Origin of the sequence: Catenulispora pinisilvae (genome assembly GCF_015356865.1) — a bacterium.
GTDB lineage: Bacteria > Actinomycetota > Actinomycetes > Streptomycetales > Catenulisporaceae > Catenulispora > Catenulispora pinisilvae.
The window spans coordinates 60461-78764 of the sequence record NZ_JAAFZA010000014.1 but is presented as its reverse complement, the minus strand read 5'-3'; the positions used below and the strand labels follow the sequence as shown (position 1 = coordinate 78764).

13 protein-coding genes are annotated in these 18304 nt (G+C 66.9%); 5 read left to right on the top strand and 8 right to left on the bottom strand.

Annotation, left to right across the window (positions count from 1 at the left end; genetic code table 11):
- Positions 1-438 precede the first annotated feature (438 nt).
- Positions 439-636, bottom strand: coding sequence for a hypothetical protein (locus IZR01_RS06640; RefSeq protein WP_194923280.1), 198 nt, complete (start codon positions 634-636; stop codon positions 439-441).
- 485 nt (positions 637-1121) lie between these two features.
- Here IZR01_RS06640 and IZR01_RS06635 point away from each other — a divergent pair, with 485 nt between their 5' ends.
- Positions 1122-1544 carry a hypothetical protein gene (locus IZR01_RS06635; RefSeq protein WP_194923279.1) on the top strand — a complete coding sequence of 141 codons (423 nt, stop codon included), beginning with the start codon at positions 1122-1124 and terminating at the stop codon, positions 1542-1544.
- A 236-nt stretch (positions 1545-1780) separates the two neighbouring features.
- Here the strand turns inward: IZR01_RS06635 and IZR01_RS06630 are convergent, their stop codons facing one another.
- Both IZR01_RS06630 and IZR01_RS06625 read right to left on the bottom strand, forming a co-directional pair.
- Complete coding sequence (locus IZR01_RS06630) at positions 1781-5812, bottom strand: hypothetical protein (protein WP_194923278.1); 4032 nt, start codon at positions 5810-5812, stop codon at positions 1781-1783.
- Positions 5813-6039: 227 nt separating this feature from the next.
- Positions 6040-6957, bottom strand: coding sequence for a 5'-methylthioadenosine/S-adenosylhomocysteine nucleosidase family protein (locus IZR01_RS06625; protein ID WP_194892247.1), 918 nt, complete (start codon positions 6955-6957; stop codon positions 6040-6042).
- 103 nt (positions 6958-7060) lie between these two features.
- On the opposite strand from IZR01_RS06625, the gene IZR01_RS06620 reads away from it, so the two are divergent.
- Positions 7061-7789, top strand: coding sequence for an NUDIX domain-containing protein (locus IZR01_RS06620; protein WP_194892246.1), 729 nt, complete (start codon positions 7061-7063; stop codon positions 7787-7789).
- Between the two features lie 41 nt (positions 7790-7830).
- On the top strand, positions 7831-8724 hold the full coding sequence (locus tag IZR01_RS06615) for a hypothetical protein (protein ID WP_194892245.1): 894 nt from the start codon (positions 7831-7833) through the stop codon (positions 8722-8724).
- Between the two features lie 582 nt (positions 8725-9306).
- Here the strand turns inward: IZR01_RS06615 and IZR01_RS06610 are convergent.
- The 5 genes from IZR01_RS06610 to IZR01_RS54080 all read right to left on the bottom strand — a co-directional run bounded on the left by IZR01_RS06610 (position 9307) and on the right by IZR01_RS54080 (position 16075).
- Positions 9307-10677: a CBS domain-containing anti-phage protein gene (locus IZR01_RS06610; RefSeq protein ID WP_194892244.1), complete on the bottom strand. Its 1371-nt coding sequence runs from the start codon at positions 10675-10677 to the stop codon at positions 9307-9309.
- A 667-nt stretch (positions 10678-11344) separates the two neighbouring features.
- Positions 11345-14431, bottom strand: coding sequence for a tetratricopeptide repeat-containing protein (locus IZR01_RS06605; RefSeq protein WP_194892243.1), 3087 nt, complete (start codon positions 14429-14431; stop codon positions 11345-11347).
- 398 nt (positions 14432-14829) lie between these two features.
- On the bottom strand, positions 14830-15024 hold the full coding sequence (locus tag IZR01_RS06600) for a hypothetical protein (RefSeq protein ID WP_194892242.1): 195 nt from the start codon (positions 15022-15024) through the stop codon (positions 14830-14832).
- A 102-nt stretch (positions 15025-15126) separates the two neighbouring features.
- On the bottom strand, positions 15127-15438 hold the full coding sequence (locus IZR01_RS06595) for a hypothetical protein (RefSeq protein ID WP_194892241.1): 312 nt from the start codon (positions 15436-15438) through the stop codon (positions 15127-15129).
- A 127-nt stretch (positions 15439-15565) separates the two neighbouring features.
- Positions 15566-16075 carry an RHS repeat-associated core domain-containing protein gene (locus IZR01_RS54080; protein ID WP_194892240.1) on the bottom strand — a complete coding sequence of 170 codons (510 nt, stop codon included), beginning with the start codon at positions 16073-16075 and terminating at the stop codon, positions 15566-15568.
- 496 nt (positions 16076-16571) lie between these two features.
- Here IZR01_RS54080 and IZR01_RS06585 point away from each other — a divergent pair, with 496 nt between their 5' ends.
- Both IZR01_RS06585 and IZR01_RS06580 read left to right on the top strand, forming a co-directional pair.
- Positions 16572-17105, top strand: a complete 534-nt coding sequence (locus IZR01_RS06585; RefSeq protein WP_194923277.1) for a hypothetical protein — start codon at positions 16572-16574, stop codon at positions 17103-17105.
- A 12-nt stretch (positions 17106-17117) separates the two neighbouring features.
- Positions 17118-18281 (top strand): NAD(P)/FAD-dependent oxidoreductase, encoded by a 1164-nt coding sequence (locus tag IZR01_RS06580; RefSeq protein ID WP_323746930.1) that lies wholly within the window; start codon positions 17118-17120, stop codon positions 18279-18281.
- Positions 18282-18304 lie beyond the last annotated feature (23 nt).

Genomic DNA, 18304 nt, shown 5'->3' with positions numbered 1-18304 from the left:
AGGGCGAGGTTCACAACCCTACGGCGCAAGGCGGGGACCGGCTGAGGTGACGGCGTACCCGGCCGCGGGCTTCGTGCGGTGCGGGACCCTGACTAACGCAAGCACACATGTTGTTAAAAAACGGCCAGATTTTGGCCGCCGGACCTGCTTACCGCCGCCCGACAGCGCAAGTCAGCGGCCAAAATCTGGCGGTTTTTTCACAACGCTTTTAAGCCCCGCACGCGACCGCCGGCCTCCGTACCCGACTCATCTCAAGCCGGTGACCAAAACCCCCCACCCAACCCCCGAAAGATCGACGCGGCGCTGCACTAGTTGAGGCCCCACCGGGAAACTGACCCAACCGAAGACACTGCCGAGGAGATGAGTCAGTGGCATGAACTGCGAACACGTCCGGAGGTCACGGTCGCGAAGCAGCGCAACAGCTCATGCGGCACACCATCAAGCTCTCAACGGAACCTCCGGCGGAGCCGCGTAGAAGGAGATCGCGTGCGAGAGTTGACGTGTCGACGCGGGTCTGGAGCAGTACCACTGCATGTTCAGACCGGTGCGGGTCGTGAACTTGATGCTGCCGTAGAGCATGATGCGCAGCCACGGGTTGTTCTTGAATCGCCGATCCGGACCGCCCTTCACATTCACGTATTGCCAGGTCGTACCGACCGGCGGCGGAGGCGTTCCTGGTATCCCGGACGATCCCCTCGACGCAGCGCCCGACGCCACCAGCCGAACAGGCCACACCCAGGCGGCTACTGACCGTCCCACCCCGGCCACGCCCACGCCGGGGCGGAACCGCCGCGGCAGACAAGAAGCGGCCGACCCCGACATCATCGTGACCCCCGAACGGATCACCATCTACCCGCCGCGCACCGAGGATAAGGACTGCAGGGCCTGTTCTACGACCTGGACGGCAAGCGCCACTTCCGCCGGGCCCACGACGAAAAGACGCTGGCGGCGAAGTTGGAGCCGGTGAAGGCGCACCTGTCCTTCGAGGCGACGCTTACCGAGGAGCCCGGTGCGACGCTGTTCGCGCACTATCTGTCCGCCGACCGGCACCCCGTCGGTAACGCTGGGAGCCATCGTATGCGTCCAAGCAGCGCCGGTACTGCGAGAACTACATCCTCCCCGTGATCGCCGGCGTCAGGCGCGACAAGATCCGGGGCACGCACATGCAGGCCGCGGTCAACGGAATCAACACCGCCGACGACGGACGGCGGGTGGCAAGCACGATCGGTTCGATGGTCAAGGCCGGAATCAAAGCCGGCTGCCTGACCAACCCCCGGCTGACAGTGGTCCACCGGCAGCCCGGCGAACGCTCCGTGCCCGAGCCGGCGGTGTCGGTGGCCGGGCAGAGCTCGATGTTCGTGAACGTCGCCGAGATCCCGGGCCACGAGTCGGTCGCGGCCCTCGGCACGTCGATGCTCTGCAAACGCCTGGCCCCGTGGTGGTACGAGCTGATGCCCTACGTGGCCTCGTATAGCGGGCTGCGGATCGGCGAGTTGCTCGCCCTGCGGTGCTGCGGCGGACCATCTCCGTGGCCTGGCAGGTGATCGAGGTCGACGGAAAGTGACACACAAGCCCGGTTCTCGATCGACGAGGCGTCAGCCCTGAGCCGCGCAAGGCCGGGCAGGAGGACTACCACCCGCTGCGGACTCATCCATCCCGTCGAGGGATGCCGGCCCGGCCGGCGGTCTCGTCCGAGTGCTAGCACTCATGGCCCCGCAGATCCTTCAGTCCAGGACCGACCCTCGGCCCCCACAACGTGAGCTTCCGGACCGTGGAGGAGTCAGCCTTCCAGTTGTTGCAACGCCGGAGCCTCAGGGTGCCCCACAAGCGCGAGGCCGTCGACGATCGCGCGGAAGTGCGCCCGAGTCGGCGCGGTGAGAAACGGCTCGATCTCGCCCAGCCATTCGACCAAGGCGTCGGATCGCGATTCGACCTCGCCATCGCGACCGACCGCCAGCCGTCTGATCCAACCTAGTCCGGGATCGTTTTGCAGGACCGCGGGCTGAGTCCGCACGAGTAGCACGAGATTCAAGACTGCGGACTGGGTGCCTCGCACCACGGTCGCCCACTCCATGATGAGATCAGCCATCACCGCAGCATCGATCCACCGACTGCCAACCGCCCGCAACGTAGCGTCGGGATCAATGTCGGCGATCGACAAAGTCGGGTTCGGAACGGCCTCCTCCAATAACATGTCATGGGTGAACCAGGCCCCGGCGAACCGAGTCCGTCGCCGGATACTCGGCTGTGTCAGGACCACTTCCATCATCCGCGGCCACACAGCAGCCAGCATCGGCCTCAACCCGGCGTCGTAGGTCGCGGCCGTCTTCGCCGCGCGCAGGAACTCACCGAGCGCCTGCGCTGACTCGAAGCGCACACCCGACTCGGCCAGCCGGTCTGCGTATCCCTCCGCCACCGCCGGCTCGGCTGCGGCCACGAGCAGCAGAGCCCTGACGAACTCCAGCTCGTCCGTACTCCGCACGTGGTAGCCGCGCCCGGTCCACGCCGCCGCTGTCCGGGCATACGCGGCGAGCACCTCGGGCCGCACCGTCTTCGCGTGCTCAACTCGACAGTGGGTGCCCCGCGTCGCCTCCAGCACGGCCACCGCCGCGGTGCGAAGGGTGGCTAGCGCCATCTCCTCACCAGTTACCTGCCGCATCGCGTAGGCGAGCGACTGGCCTGCTTCAGCGGCCGGGCACGGCGAAGCCCTGCCGGTGTCCGCCGACGCCAGCTCGACGGACGACTCGACCGCAGCCCACGCCACTGCGTGATGGCAGTCGTCTGTCCCTTGCCGACACGGAGCGGACCACACCGCGGCCAGCCCCACGGCAAAGTGGCCGCGGACATCGTGGAGCGGGTGCGAACCCAGACCGAGCAGGGCCTGGCGGACACGTTCGACGCGCTCGGCGCCCAGGGGTTCCATCTGCGCCCGGACCGCCGGAAGCAGCAGGCACGGCAGGGAGAAGCCGGCGCTCTGGCTGGCGCTCCACAGTTGTGAGGCAGCGGGATCGGCGTCAACGGGAGCGGCCGCGGCGTGAAGCAGGGTGTCGACGGACCAGGCCAGGTCATCCAGAGGCAGCAGCACACCTTCCGCGGCGGCCCGGACTGCGGTCCCAGCGATCGCGCACAGGGCGTCGCTCATACCCGACTCGTCGGCGGCCGGATCGGCCGTGTAGCCGCGGGCTGCACGCAGATCCCGGTTCAGCTTCTCGAGGTCAATCGGACCGGGGAGCGCGATACCACGCCCGTCGGCCGGGCGCAGGGCATGGTCGGCTAGCAGGCCGTACTTGGCGGACGACGGCGCCAACTCGGCCTGCCGCGCCCCCAGCTCTTCGGCGAGGTCGTCTCCATGTACCACCGCGATACTGACGTAGCCGTCCTCCTGTCGCACCGCATACCGCTCAGTGTCCAGGTAGTCGGCCCACGAGCGGACGACCTGCGGATCCGGCAAGTCGCCGCTCGCCGCACGGAGACGAGCAGCGACCTTGCACAGACGGTCGACTGCCTCGACGTCGTCGCGCTGCTGAGCGGCCACCACCAGCCGCATCGCGACCTCCGGCAGGGTCAGCTGAAGCATTTCGCTCCCTGGAAGATCCTTGACGGCGGGCTTCATGTAGAGCTCCATCGCGACCCGGTTCACCTCCATCTCCCAGACCGCAGGAACCGCGAGGAACTCGTCCAGTTCGTCGGTGACGTCGTCCAGGTGTCTCACCAGCAGGCCGTACGCCAGACCCGCCCCGGCCGCAGTTCCCACAGAGGCTAGTAGTGCGGCCGCCGTGCGCACGGTGATCGCGCCACACCCGACAAGCTGATCGGCCCACCACTCCAGTGCCATGAGAGCGCTGATGCAAGGCTGGGGGCCGTTCAACGAGCCCCGGTACCACGCCCAAGCGGTGGACCCGCCCGCGTAGCGACGCACGCCCAGGCCAACCAAGTCCGCCTCGAACGCCGGTGCTGGCCCATACTCGCCTCGGCCATCGGGCCGGATGTCCCCGTGTTCGAGGTCGAGGACGGAGACCGCGGCAAGCCTCCTGGCCAGCTGGACGCCCAACATCGGTTCCCTCTGCAGGAGCGCGGCGAACGGCCCACGCCACCAGGCGCCCCCGCGAGGCGCCAGCAGGCCGAGGAACTCGTGGTCGCGGATCGACCACCCCAACACGCCTCGATGGCGCTGCTCAGGATGCGTGCCGGGAAGGTAGTAGGCGGTGGCGAGTTCGGCCAGCAGAGTCGGATCTGTCGTGGCCAGACTGCGTACCGAGTCAGGGCGATCCACCGCGGCCATGACATCGGCTCCCCGGTCCCGGGCAATACCGCGCAGCAACTCGGCGGCTTCCGAGCCCCCGTCCGCGCCGAGCAGCGCCAAGGCCTCGACAAGCAACGGACTGTGCTCGCCCTCGGACCGGGGCACGGCAAGAACGACTGCCAGTACCTTGCCACGAACCGCACCGTACTGCGCTACGTCGACACCATCCACTTCTTGCCGCGACACGGCACGCAACCAGGCCACGACGAACCGATCGGATTCGTCGTCGCAGCCCTGGAGGATCGGCCGGTGCTCGGCTAGCCAGGTGACGACCGGCGCCGCGACAACCGCGTCGCTCTCGGCCTCTCCACCGAAGCGCAGCTCTGCGCAGCGCAGAAGCTCACCCACGAGTTCGGGTCGAACGTTCAGCAGTTCGGTCAACGCGTCCAACGCCGCCGGACACCAAGCGGCCGAGAGCACCGCCTCCCACGGGACCTCGGCCCACCGCGTCCCGTGCAGCTCGGCCAGTGTCTGAAACTGGCGGTGCATCTGGTCCCACTGCGCCAGGAAGGGTCCGACCGCGCCGACGGCGGACTCCAGCCTGATCTGGCAGTAGACGCGGCTGGCGCGCACCGCCCACCGCGGCCCGTTCGCCTTCAGCACCTCCGGGCCGTCGGTAAGCAGCAGACGCCGGATCGTCGCGAAGTCCCGCATCATGTCGTGGGCGAACAGGTACTCCTCGGCCGACGTCGCGGCCTGCTCGCCGAGCGGTGCGAGAATCCCGTCCGAACGCAGCGACGCGACCGCTACGCCGTTGAGGAACAGTGCGCGCCGACCGGTTAGCAGCGCCTCAGCCAGGGAGATCAGAACGGCCGCGCGGTTCTCCGGGACGACACCCGCGGCTCCCAGCCGCGCCCTGAGCACGAGCCCGCGCCACACATGGTTGTAGAGGTCCGCCTCGCTCGCCAGGACTGCCGGCAGGGCCACCCCAGCCAGCCCGGCGCGCTGCAGCAGATCAACCACGGCCAAGCGGCCCAGGAGCCACCGCGACCGATGATCCTTCACCAGATTCGCCAGCTCCGGCACCACCGCGACGACCTCCGCCACCTCAGGGTCGCTCAGCGCCGGCACGACAACCTCGCGCACTGTGCAGTCCATGTCGCAAAGCGCCCCGCGCAGCGTGTCGACGGCGTCGTCCCGGCTGATGAGAACAAGCGCGAAGCCCGCTTGCAGCGCCGCGAACACAACCTCGGCGCCAGCCTGCCCGACATACTGCATGGCCTCGGCGCCGTCGACGACGAGGTGCCCGCGCAGGCCCGGTCGCCCGTCGTCCATCGGCCCGGCGGCGTCGAGCAGCGCGGGCATGGCGTCGACGTTCCTCGCCATCGCAGACAAGTCCGCAACGAGCACCGACGATGATCGCGTTCGAAGCTCATCCACCGCGCGCAGCAGCAGACTGGACTTGCCGACACCCGGATCGCCGCGGACGATCACCGCCTCGCCGGGTCCGAGGCCGACAAGCTGCTCGACTACTCGGGCCAGCACCACGGCCCGCTCCAGGCGGAACATCCGGTTCCGGCCGATGCGGATGCCGGTCGGCCTGCTACGCAGGAACCGCTCCCAGTACTCGAACAGCGCCCGCCCGTCGGGAACAGCTCCGCTGAACACCATGTCGCCGTTCTGGACCGCGTACACCGTCCCACCGGAGGCGGCAGTGTTGAACTGCGCCGCAGCAGGCGGCGTGCTCGGCTGCTCCTCGTCATCCGGATCGCGGGCAGCCAGCTCGTGCATCTGACTCAACGTCCGCCGGTCCCCGACGGACCGTGGTGAATGGTCATCGCCCCATTCTGCACGGCGTTGACCACACCTTCGTGCTCCGCGCGGTTGAACTGAACCGATGCGCCGCCAGGGGAACCAGCGTCCTGCTTCTCCAGCCGTCGTACCTTCTCCTCGACCGGCGGGATCAGAGCAATGAGCGCCGCCACCGCAGCCGCCGCCCGCGCAGCCGCCGCCTGCTGCGAGCCTCCAGCGTCCGCCGTCGACTTCCGCCCGTCGGCCAGGTCGCTGATACCGCGGATGGTCAGCGTCTCGGTGCCGTTGAGCGCCCCCGCGGTGTACAGCCCGACGCTCTCCATCTCCAGGGCGACGGCGTCGTTGTAGTGCTCGTACAGGTGCCGGCGCAACCAGGAGTCCGGCGAGTCCAACAGAACCGGCCCGGCGGCGACGGGCTTGTAGTGGACGGGCACCAGCTCTCCGGCCCCCGCGACAACGCCGGCGGCCCAGGCGGTCCCGTCCAGCGCCCTGTGCGCGACCTGCAGCAGGCCGTGCGAGGACTCCCAGGCAGCGGGCCGCTGCAGCTCGCCGTCCGGCACATGCTTCGACATGTCGTAGGCATAGACCTTGGACGCCACCACGACGTCCCCGATCCGCACGGTCGGCGTGAGGCTCGCCGCGATTCCGGCGAACAGCAGCGCGCGGGGGGCGAAGCGGCCGGCCGCGCGCTCGGCAAGCACGCCAGCGGATAGGTTCCCCGGCCCGACCTGGGCGCAAACGACCGGGTGTCCACCAACCTTCATCCGTCCGATCTCGAACCACGTGTCCTGATGGACGTCGCGGCACTCCACGTCAACGTGCGCCCGGAATGCCTCGTACTCGGGCGCGATCGCGGTCAGCACCACAGCTGGCGCACAGCCGCCGAACTCGCCGTCTGACATGGTCGCTCCTCCGCGGTCGGGAAAGGCCACGCAGGCCTCTTCGTCGCCGACCGTAGTTCCGACCTACTATTACTGTCAAACGGACAGTATGTATGCTGGCTCCATGGAACGCCCGAAGGAAGCCCACGCCGTCGTCAAACTCGCCGTCGACCTCGTGATCCTCACGGTCCTGGACGGACGACTTCAGATCCTGGTCGTGGAGCGCGGGAACGAGCCATACCGGGGCCGCCTCGCCCTGCCCGGCGGGTTCATGCGCCCGGGCGAGGACCTACCGACCACCGCATGGCGCGAGCTGCAGGAAGAGACGGGGGTCGGCCCCGCACACATCCCCCACCTGGAACAGGTGGGGGCGTACTCGGAACCTGATCGCGACCCCCGCGGAAGAGTCGTGACGATCGCCTACCTCGCGCTGGCACCCGACCTGCCCGCGCCCACGCCCGGCAGCGACGCGCTGAACGCGGCATGGGTACCGGCGCACGACATCCTCGCGGCCCCGACACAACTGGCCTTCGACCACGACACGATCGTCGCCGACGCGGTCGAGCACGCCTGCGCGATGCTCGAACACACGACGCTCGCCACCGCCTTCTGCACCACACCGTTCACCATCGGCGACCTCAAGTCGGTGTACGAAGCGGTGTGGGGCGTTCCCCTCGACATCCGCAACTTCTACCGGAAGGTCAGGAGAGCCGACGGGTTCATCGAGGCGACAGGCGAGAAGCGGGCATCCGATGTCGGCCGCCCCGCCGAGCTGTTTCGCCGCGGGCTGGCGACCGTCATCAATCCCCCCATGCTGCGTACCCCCGCCGACAGCGTACGACCCGCTGTGTAAGGGAACTGACAGAAGCATGGAACTTACCCGAGAGGCTCACCGTGGACAAGAACGCACGCACAACGGGGCTGCGTGATATCGAACTCGCCGATGCCGTCGCCAACGAGCTGTGGATCCTGCGGGGCGACGGGGCGCCTCATCGCGTGCCAGGAAGATCGGCAGCCCGTCCACAGCGCCGCAGCGCCGGCGCGCCCGCAGAGGAGCGGCTGCTGTCGCTCCTTGACGAGGTCCGACGCGAGATGGGCGAGGAACTGGCTGCGGCGCACGAGACCCTGGCAGCCCCCGGACAGTCGGCTGGCCGGTGCCCCTGCTCCCGTGTCCACAGCCGCTATCGCGCCGTGACCTATCACCTGGAGCTCCTGCCCGACGACCAAGCCCACGCGGTGATCGACACCTGCCGCACCCACCTCGCGCGCCTACTTCCAGTCTTAGCCTCTGCACGTGGCGTACCGGCTTTGCCGTGCCCTAACATGCACCCCGCACCACAACCGGAGCGTACCGCCGCCCGAGCAGACGCCGAGGTCCGGCCGTCTGCACTCCCAAGGCCTCGATTCCGATATGAGGGGATCCCGCCTAAGACGGTGGTCCCCGAGTTCATGCTCGCCGACAAGACGCGTGGCTCCTTCGTCTGCGTCCATCCCGCCTGCTACCTGCCACCCGGCACACGGCGGCGGTTCAGCCTCGAAGAACTACTGCCCGACGGACCCGAGACCGAACTGACGGTGAAGGAACTGGAACTACTGTGGGGCATCGCCGGCCGAGCGATCAGATTCGAGATGAGCCGTGCCGACCGCCGACCGCCGATCCGGGGCAGCCGATTCACCGGAAGCCGCACGGCACCGACGTTCCGACTGTGTGACATCTTGGAGATCCCAGGCATCACCCTGCGGATCGGCCGCTCGACGGGATCACGCGATCCCAACACTTCGCCATGAACCGCCGTCGGCTAGCCCCGTAGTTCGCAGGTAGCCGGTTCGGGTCGTGCCAGAGTTCTGGGTTCTGGCAGGCGTGGCTTGATGGTCTGGATGCCGAGGAGTTCGAGCAGGTGGACGTGGACTCCTCGGGCGAGTAGGACAGTCGGGGGATCGAGGATGTTAACGAAGTGCAGGTCGAGTGTTGACACTCTCACCATAGACATTCACTGCCGTATAACAGCTCTCTGATATATTTCGAGGCCGTAGGCGGCGGCGTTATTGCTGACCTGCGAAGTTGAGTCGACATCGCCACGACATCGATCGTGACACACTGTGCCCCATCGCTGATTCCAACCTCCCCATACGTGAGCCACTCCCCCGTTTCGTACGGCCCAGTGTCATTCCCGTGTCACGCGCTTCCGAGACATCAGTTGTGTCACTCGTTAGTCGACGGGTCCACAAATCGACGTCAGCCGGAGCTGCATAGACTGGCCCGTTCCCGACGGACCCGTGCGCCTTCGCGAAGGCGGCCGGGAGTTCATTGGCAGGTCCAGACGGGAAGCGGAATCGTGCGCGATGATCCGCGTTCGGCCGATTCCAACCTCAGTCCCGGTAGCCACGAAGGAGTTTCAGCATGTGGCGCACCTTGTTGACCGCGTCCTCCGGCAGCGGGTCAGGGTTGAAGTGCATGACGTCGTTGCGAATCTCACGGATCTCGTCCAAGCGTTTGATGAACGCCGTCCGGTCGAGCGGCCAGCCGAGCTTCGCCCAACTTCCGGGATTCTCAAGTACGCGCTGGTAGTCCCCCATCCCGAGATCGTCAAACGAGGCCACCTTCCGACTGCCGCCTGGGTCGCACAGCGCCGTGACATCACCGAGAAGGAAGGTCTTGGCGATCAACTTACGGAGCACCCTGTCGAGTTCGCCGATGAGGAAGAACGGAGTCGCCAACTCACCGTAGGCAAGCACCACGTCGGCGGTGGTCACGATGCCGGCCACGGCGTTCCTGTCGTCACGGACGAAGACGTAGTCCGCTTCGGCAAGTCTTGGAAGTGTGTCGATGAGCTCTTGGTCGTAAGGCACCACATGCGCCTCGACGACGGCATCGGCGAATACGGCATTCGGGTTGGCGTGCTGCACCTTAGCGATCGACTTCCACGACACCGCGCCGTGCAGCTGGTGTTTCCCAGCAAGGACGGCGAGCTGCGAGTAGTCATTGAGCAGCATCAAGGTGATCGCTTCGTCGAACGTCGCACTTGGCGTGACGCTGACGACGCCGCGCAGCGCCGACGGCAGGTTGCCGACCGTGATTCCGACATCGAGCTCGTCGACTTCGCCCTCATCGGGATCCGGTGATGGGGCATCGGTCGACCCGATCGTGATGAGGTGAAGCACCGCGTCGAGGGAGACTTTCCTGAAATCGGGTGCCGTGACCAGGCCGTGGTTGGCCAGGTCGGCCTCGATCTGTCGACTCACCTTGTGGCCGCGGCTGCGGTTGCCCCACCGCGCGAGCAGGGCCCGAACTGAGATCTCAACTGGTGCGCCGGTCTCGGCTTGCGACCGTGCATCCTTCAGCCAGGCATGGCGTGTCCGCACGATGTTCTGGTCGCCGGGCAGCTCTCCGGCTTCGCCGTCTGGACTTTCGGCCGCCTGATCGAGGAGATCTTGGCGGATCGAGTCGAGCGGCCGACCACTCGGCTCCACGATCCAGACGCGCCAGCCATCCACGGAGCCCACACCCGCTGCGACCACAGCCGCCCGGGACGGAGACCTGAACTCCCTGCCGTCCTCGATTCGGATGCCACCTGCCTCTGTGACCGATGCTCGATGTGTCTCGTCGAATCGAGGCCGCGAGTACCGCAGTCTGGCACCGGCTTCGAGAAGGCGGGCAGCGACGAGGTCGGCGACGGTCACCCGTCGCCCGCCAATCAGAACCTGGGACCGCGATGTGCGGGGTTTCGCCGGTTCGACCACGGGCCCATCCTTCGAAGGAGCGCACCTGTTGCGATGGTTCAGTTTACGGACAGGTCAGCTTAGCCTGGATCTTGCCCGCATCGCCTGGCGAGCTAGCCAACGTCGGAATCAGAAGAAGTGCCGGATTTCTGTCACGCGGCCAGAACTCTAAACTGATGGAACGACAACGATCTTCCTGCATTTTCTACCACATAACTCCGCATCTTTCTACCCGAATGGCGCGCCGCCCTGGGACTCATTCTATAAGCCCGAATCTTGAGAGAAGGTCAGGTGACTCTTGGACATACCACGCGATCCCGTACATCTCTGCCCGATCGCTGTCGGTAAGATAGACACCCTCACGGCTATGCCCCTCGGAACTTCTTTGCGATATGGCAAAGAGCGAGGTAGAGGCGTATCGCTCCAAAGCGGGCGCTTGACGATGAGGTGATCGCCCGCATCCGCGCATTCATGCCAACCGTGTAGAGGGCCCAACCCCGCATCCACCGGTAGCACAAGCTAAAAACGCCTCGAATCCCGACGTCCCACATTTCAACGACATCGTTCTGGAGGAGCCCCAGGCTGTGGCCGCCGAGCTCGGACCGCCGCATGGTGGCTGAACGAGCTCCATTCCCAGGGCTTCGGGTCCGTTCGGTCGCGGCGCGATCTCTCCGTCGTCGAAACTGATTCAGTCCGGCGCCACGACGACGGAGGCCAAGACGGCTTCGACGAGGAGTTCACGCCACCTACGCTCATACGCAGGGGCAAGGAACACTGCGGCGTCGTATTGCTTCAGCTCGTGCCGGAGACGTGCAGTGCGGCGCATGTCGCCGCCACCGATCGCCTCGACCAGCCTGAGAATGCCGAGTTTCAAGGGTACGGCCGGGTCGGACGCGAAGTGCTGCGGCTTGAGGAGTTCGGCGATCCGGAGCACAGCCGAGAGCGCGGGGCGCCATTCGTAGGTCCCATCCATGGCCCTCGATCCCACACACAGGCCGACGTTGTGGACCATAGCTGCGATCCCATGGGGGTTCAACGGCGAACGATGCGCGTAGTCCGTTATCTCCCCCAAGCATGCCTCAACCATGGTCCAGTGGCCCTGTAGTGCGAGGCACTCAGCGAGCAGCCCCAACACGTGCACTCGCTGCATCGGCGGCAGGCGGCCGCCTTCGAGAAGGCCGCGACAACGGCGTTCGACCGACTGTGGCGGTACGGCTGCGTCATGGAGCAGCGCGTTGATCTCATTGATCTCCGTCACGAGGTCCGCCGCCGACGTCGTCGGCAGACGGCTTCGGAGCGAGACGAGGTCGGCGAGCAGTTCCTCGGCTTCGCGGCTCGGCTCAGTTCGGTATGTCACCGCGCTCAGGACGACCAGGGCGTTGGCGATGCTTTCGGCCACGGTCCGCGGACGAGTCTCGGCGAGCTGCACCGCAAGAGCACGGACCCGCCGCAAGCGGGAGAGGACCTCTTCGACCGAGCGCCCCTCCCTGCACTCGATGTCGGCGAGCTCAGTGTGGATCTTGAGCTCGAGCGCCGGCGCCGGTTCGTGACGGCCCATAACGTACTCGAGTTCCAGTTCCAACCAACGTCTGGCAGACGTGTGCTCCCCGAGGTGCTGGTACAGAACTCCCAGGTTGCCCCACAAGATGGCGATGTCGTCCGACCGTGCACACAGCCTTTCCGCATGGCGCGCGACGCTGTCCGCGTGCGGCAAGACGGCGAGCATGTGTTCCTCGTCGCCGAGTTCCATGAAGAAGGCGAGCCAGTGACGCGCGTGAAATGCAGCCCGGCTCAATGCCTGCGAAACATCACCGTCCTTCTCCGTCAGCGAGCGCACCACGTACTGGACGATCTCGTTGACGCCGACGGTCTCGTCAACGCCTTCAGGGTGGCTGTCCGAGTACTCCCCGGACGCGCGGTCGCACAGGGGGTCGTCACGGTGCGCGAGTGACTCCGATCGCAGCGCACGGTGCGCGTGGTCGATGATGGCTTCGCCCTCCGGATCGTCATCGATCATCGGTAGCACTGCGTCTTCAGTCGTCACAAGATCTCTAGGCAGGATCGCCACCGACAGGAGCAACTGAAACGGAATCCGGGACGAGGCGAAGTACGCGGCCGAAATCATCAATTTGAAAGCAAGGCCCGCCACTTCCACTCGCCGTCCTTGCGGCAGCCGCTGCAGAGCCACGCGGATCGCGCCGACAAGCGTTCTCGGGTAGCCGGGCGGAATGGACTCCGCGTCGTCGAGGGCCAGATCCCGAATCCTGCTCAGATACCGCGGCAATTCGCTCAACCCCCGCTCGCAGCCGGCCAGATAGCCGCAGGCGAGTTCGATCGCGAGCGGCCAATGTGCCATCGCGTCACCTAGTTCCGTCGCCGAACTCTCGGCTTCGTCGTTCCACGGAAGGGTGAGAGCCAGGCGAGTCCTGATCAGAGACGTGGACTCGGCAGGCGTGAGCACCGGAATCTCGATCTTGTTCGGATGCGTCGCCCAGCTGGCCTGGTCCGTCGAGGTGATGAGAATGTCGCCCCGCCCGTGCGACGGTATCCATTCTTGAAGGGAGCGTCGACCATGGGCATTGTCGAAGACCATCAACCATCGGCCGGCCGACGCGCTGAGGTGGGCGTGAACCTGATCCCGCATCTGCGTCCCGTTCAGGACGGTCTGGTCGCCCCTGCGATGAATCCAGTCTCCGACTGTCTGGAACGAACGCACGAGTGTGGCTTCGCTCTCCGCGTCGATCCAGAAGATCTGGTCGTAGGAGTCCGCCAGGTCGTGGGCATGGGCGGCGGCGAGGCTGGTCTTGCCCATGCCCGACAAGCCCAGTACGACACACTCCACGACATCCCGACTGCTCCGCTCGCCGCGCAACGTCGCAGCGATACGGGCGAGCAGCACGGGACGTGAGAGGGCCGGCGGGGCTGGAACCGGGCCCACCATGACGCCCCAATCAAAAAGGCCGAGTTCATGGGCCATGTCCGCACCGTCAACGAGCAGTTCCGCCCTAAAATCCTCGATGGTGAACAATCCATTCAGCTCACCCGAGGCCCGGCGGAAGATCTCGACCACCAGATGGGAGGACATGCGTCCCGCCGAGCGAAGACCCAGTCCTTCACGCCGTTGAGACCTGTAGCGCCGTAGCCGTTCTCGAAGCTCGGCGCGCAACGTATACCTGTCTCGGATGTCAGTCTCGATCCGTGCCCGGCTCAACGCTTCCAACTCGCGCGCTTCGAGACCGTTCGGTTGGCTACGCCAGGTCGTGCTACGTTCGAGGATTCGTCGAAGCACCTCTCGGAGGTCCTCGGGATCGACGCCGTTGTCCAGAACGGACTTCAGCCGCGCGGCCTTGGGATGGAGCCGGATATTCGTGATCAGCCGGTACTGACAGGCGTCCGGTCGGGCCCGAATCATGCGGAGCAGCACTCCGAATGCGACCGGACCCGACATCTCCGTACCCGGTCCGCCGGACTTGACCTGCACTGCGACGAGAGTGCGATGTTCGGCGTCCACCAATTCGAAGTCGATCACGTCCGAGTCGCCCGTCGAACCGCCGCCGTCCAAGGCCGACGACCTCGCCGCGGCGGCCACGGCGGGCTCGACCACCACCGCGGCGATCTCCGAAGAGTCTCCTTCGGAGACCTCCAGCAATGCCTCCAGCGTCGTCAAATACTGATACTGAAAGCCGTCTGCCGCTGACTGACCGCCACGTTCAGCCATGAATCCGCCCCGTTTCATCTTTCCGCCGAAGTGAAACGACCGTACCGCCAGTTCCACGCGCCACGACATGCCCCAGGACCGGTCCGGGCACGCAGGCTAACGACTCGAAGCACGCGGCCCCAGAAGCTGTACCGCTCCGGATTTGATCGATTCCCCACGGTCACCGGGTCGGTGCCGGGCAGGGCGAGCGCGGCCCCTACCCGGATGCCCTCCACCAATGCCTCCCCATCGTCGTGACCAGCGGTGAGGAATCTAGGGAGCGCGTGTTGACGGGCGATCGACGCTCGATGGCGCGACCGTCACGGGGACGTCGCCCATCACGACCATCCCGACGGGCCCACTGCGCCGAACGCGAGGCGTGGTGCGGAGCCGAAATCAGCAATACGGGACGGGGCCGGGACAACCGGCCCCGCCTCGTTCGGCGGGCCGCCGGCGACGTCTGGATCTTCCGGAGCTCACCTTCGGCGGCCGCGCACGCGACCGACACCAGCCGATATCGCCTCCACCAGCACGGTGGCGCCGAATGCGACGGCCACCGCGATCAGGACGTCGATTCCCAACTCGCGCAGAGCCCAGCGGTTCGCAGCGGGCTCGCGAAAAAGCAGGAGAACCACAAGCGTTGGGATGAGGTACTGGACGAAGCTGTTCATCCATCTGGCCATACGCCACCTTCCAGTCGCCGATTGAGAAGCGGTTCATGCCGCGACGCCGGCCGGGCGGGTGAGCGCCGGGCCGGCGATCGCGATGCCCGGCTAGTGGTGCATTATCGCTAGCGTCACGCGCTCCATGGCAGGGACGATAATGGTCTCCTTGCTGAAAGTCTCGACTCCCCTGGCCCCGGCCTCGAACGGTTTGAGCTCCTCGAATCTGGACTCGATCCATTTGTAGCCGCCGGCCATGCCGATGCCGACCGTCGCGCCTTCGAGGCAGCTGATCACCGGCCCCGAGGGCTCGCTCGGCCGGAGCATTTTGAACACCTGCTGCGCGGACACGTGCGAGCTTTGTTTGTCGAATTCCGGATTCGAGTCGCCGACCGGTGCCATTCTCGTGCTGGCGATGTTCACAGTGCATCCATCGTCGTCACAGACGACAGTGCGCTCGGTGCATATCCCTGACATGTCACACCACTTCGTGTCCGCCGAGCCGAGTGGCGTCACTTCCCCGGTGCAACTGCTTGATATCAGCCCCGCTTCACTGGGAACACAGCCATCTCTCATGGTCGATTCCACATCCTGCTCGGTGCCGATACTGGTGTCCCCGGGGGGCTCCGGCACCGGCGTCCGTGCCACTTGAGGTTCCACCACCATCAGTGGGGACGCAGCTGTGGCCATTCCATCGAAGGCCTGTTGGGCACTGCGCGTGAGGGGTGGGGTCTGGCCCAGGGTTGGTGGTCGAGCCGCCGCTGGAGTCCGGGACGCATCGCATCGATCCGCTACTGCTGTCGTGATGGTAGCCCGGTGCGCAGGTGTGGGGATCAAGTCCGGTGGGGTCACTCCCGTTGACGGGATCATTGCCCGCGTAGGCGTATCCGCCTATGGTCTGCGGGCTGTTCGGCTGGAATATGGGATCGCCCGATATGAAGCGTCCGGTACTCGAGTCGTATTTACGGGCACCCACATCGACCAGGCTGGTGCCGGTGTCGGTGGACTTGCCGAGGAAGGTGTGGTCGTCGGGCCAGGCCGGCGAGGTGCTCTGCGTCACCGGTGCCCCGCGGGTCTCGCCGAAGGGCTTGCTGTAGCGGCGGGCGATGATCCGGCCCTGATTCTGCGCGCCCGGCGTCTCCTGGACGGTGACCGTCCCGGCGCCTTGGGAGGTGGTGGCTTCGTCGGTGATGGATCCGTCGGAGCCGACGATGATGACGGGTGCGTCGGGGAAGGCGAAGTAGCGCTCGGCGGTCGTGGTTCCCGTAGGCCGCGACTTGGTGCTTGGTGGTGTTGTCGGTGACGGTGGACAGGTGGCCTTCCAGGCCCCAACTCAGCGTTTCGTTGACGGGGGTGGATCCGGAGTCGACGGTGCGGCTGGTGCTGTCGCCGGCGCCGTCGTAGCCGTAGGGGCACTAGCGCCACCCCGGCGCTCGGCGCCACGCTGGCCGACCCGAGCCTGCACGCCGACTTCGAGATGCGGGACATCACCGATCCGACCATCGCGCCGCCGCTGTACCTCGGCGGCACCGGGGGCGCCACCGCCGCCGGTCCGGGTGTCCGTCGGCGGCCGGGCCGCCGTCCAGGGCACCGGTGCGGTGGGAGCCTTCATCGACAACACCATCTACCCGGCCTCGGCCGGGCCGATCAGCTGGGCCGGCCCGGTCACCACGCTCACGTGGCAGAAAGACGGGAACCTGGTGCTGTACAAGAAGGACGGCCGGCCGATCTGGGCCTCCGACACCGCCGGCAACCCCGGCGCCACGCTGGCCCCGCAGAACAACGGCAGCCTGGTCATCCGGCCCGGGATGCCGCTCATGAACAGCACCGGCATGCTGATCGGGACCGCGCTGTGGTTCTCCGGGACCACCGGCACGAACACGTACGCTCTGGTCGAGCAGACCGACGGCAACGCCGTGCTGGACTCCCCCACCGGGGCGACGTTCGGCACGAACGGCAACGTCGAGAGGACTCGGCATCCGGCCAATGCCTGGACGGCAACGGCACCTCGGTGTACGCCAACCCGTGCGGAAGCGGCAACGACTACCAGCACTGGTTCGCGGCGTGGACCGGGACCGGCTGGATCCTGACGCACAAGGTCAGTGCCACTGCTGGTAACTGCTCCCGTTCCGCGAAGCGGGCTCTTTGGAGTCCGTGGCCGGGGCGGGGTCGTCTCCGTCCCGGCTTGGTCTGATGAAAAGTGCCTCCCGCACGCCGAGCGGCGGACGGTAGGGTCCCGAGACGTGTTCAACCCACTGACGAGTAAGGACTTGGTCGTCGTCGGCGCCGGCATTGTCGGTGCGTCGGTGGCGTATCACGCTGCCCGGGCGGGGGCCGCGGTGACGTTGGTCGATGCGGGGCGGCCTGGGTCCGGCGTGACGGCGGATTCGTTCGCGTGGATCGGGGCGTCCGGCGTGCGTAGGGGGCCGGCCGCCGGGCTGCGGGTCACCGCGACGGAGGAGTACCGCCGGCTTGAGGGCGAGTTGCCGGGGCTCCCCGTGAGCTGGTCCGGTTCGCTGAGCTGGAGCAGGGAGGACAGTGCGCCGGATGCCGGGCCCGGGGAGAGGATCGTGGACGCGGCCACCGTGGCGAGGCTTGAGCCTGCTGTTCGGCGGCCTCCGGAGTGGGCGGTCTGGGCGCCGGATGATGGCGCTGTCGACTCGGTGGGTGTGAGCGGGCGGCTGGTTGCGGGGGCTCGTAGCCATGGGGCTCGGGTGCATCTGGACACGTCGGTCGTCGCGGTCCGCCGGGATGCGGTGGGCCGGGTTGCCGGGGTTGAGACGACGGCGGGATTTCTTTCCGGTGCGACGGTGGTGCTGGCGGCCGGAGTCGCCACGGCTGCGCTAGGCGCGTCGCTCGGCGTGCGCGTTCCGGTCGAGCCGTCGCCGTGCCCGCTGTTCCGGTTCCGCGGTCCGGCCGGTTTGGTCCGCACCGTGGTCAACACCGAGGACTTCGATCTTCGGCAGGTCGGCGCGGATCGGCTGATCGCCGCTGCGGACTCGCCGGAACGGATGCTTGGCGCCGTCCGGTCCACTTTCCGTGGCGCCGAGAGTGTCGAGCTGCTCAGCACTCGGATCGGGGCGCGCCCGATGCCGGCCGATGGTGAGCCGATCGTCGGGCCGGTCGCCGAGGTTCCCGGCCTCTACCTGGCCGTGATGCACTCGGCGGTCACGCTGGCCGCGGCCGTGGGGCGCCTGGTCGCGCGGGAGGTGGTCGACGGGAGCGTTGAGTCGGTTCTGTCAGGTTGCCGTCTGGATCGCTTCTGACGATCCTCATGGGAACGGCCCCC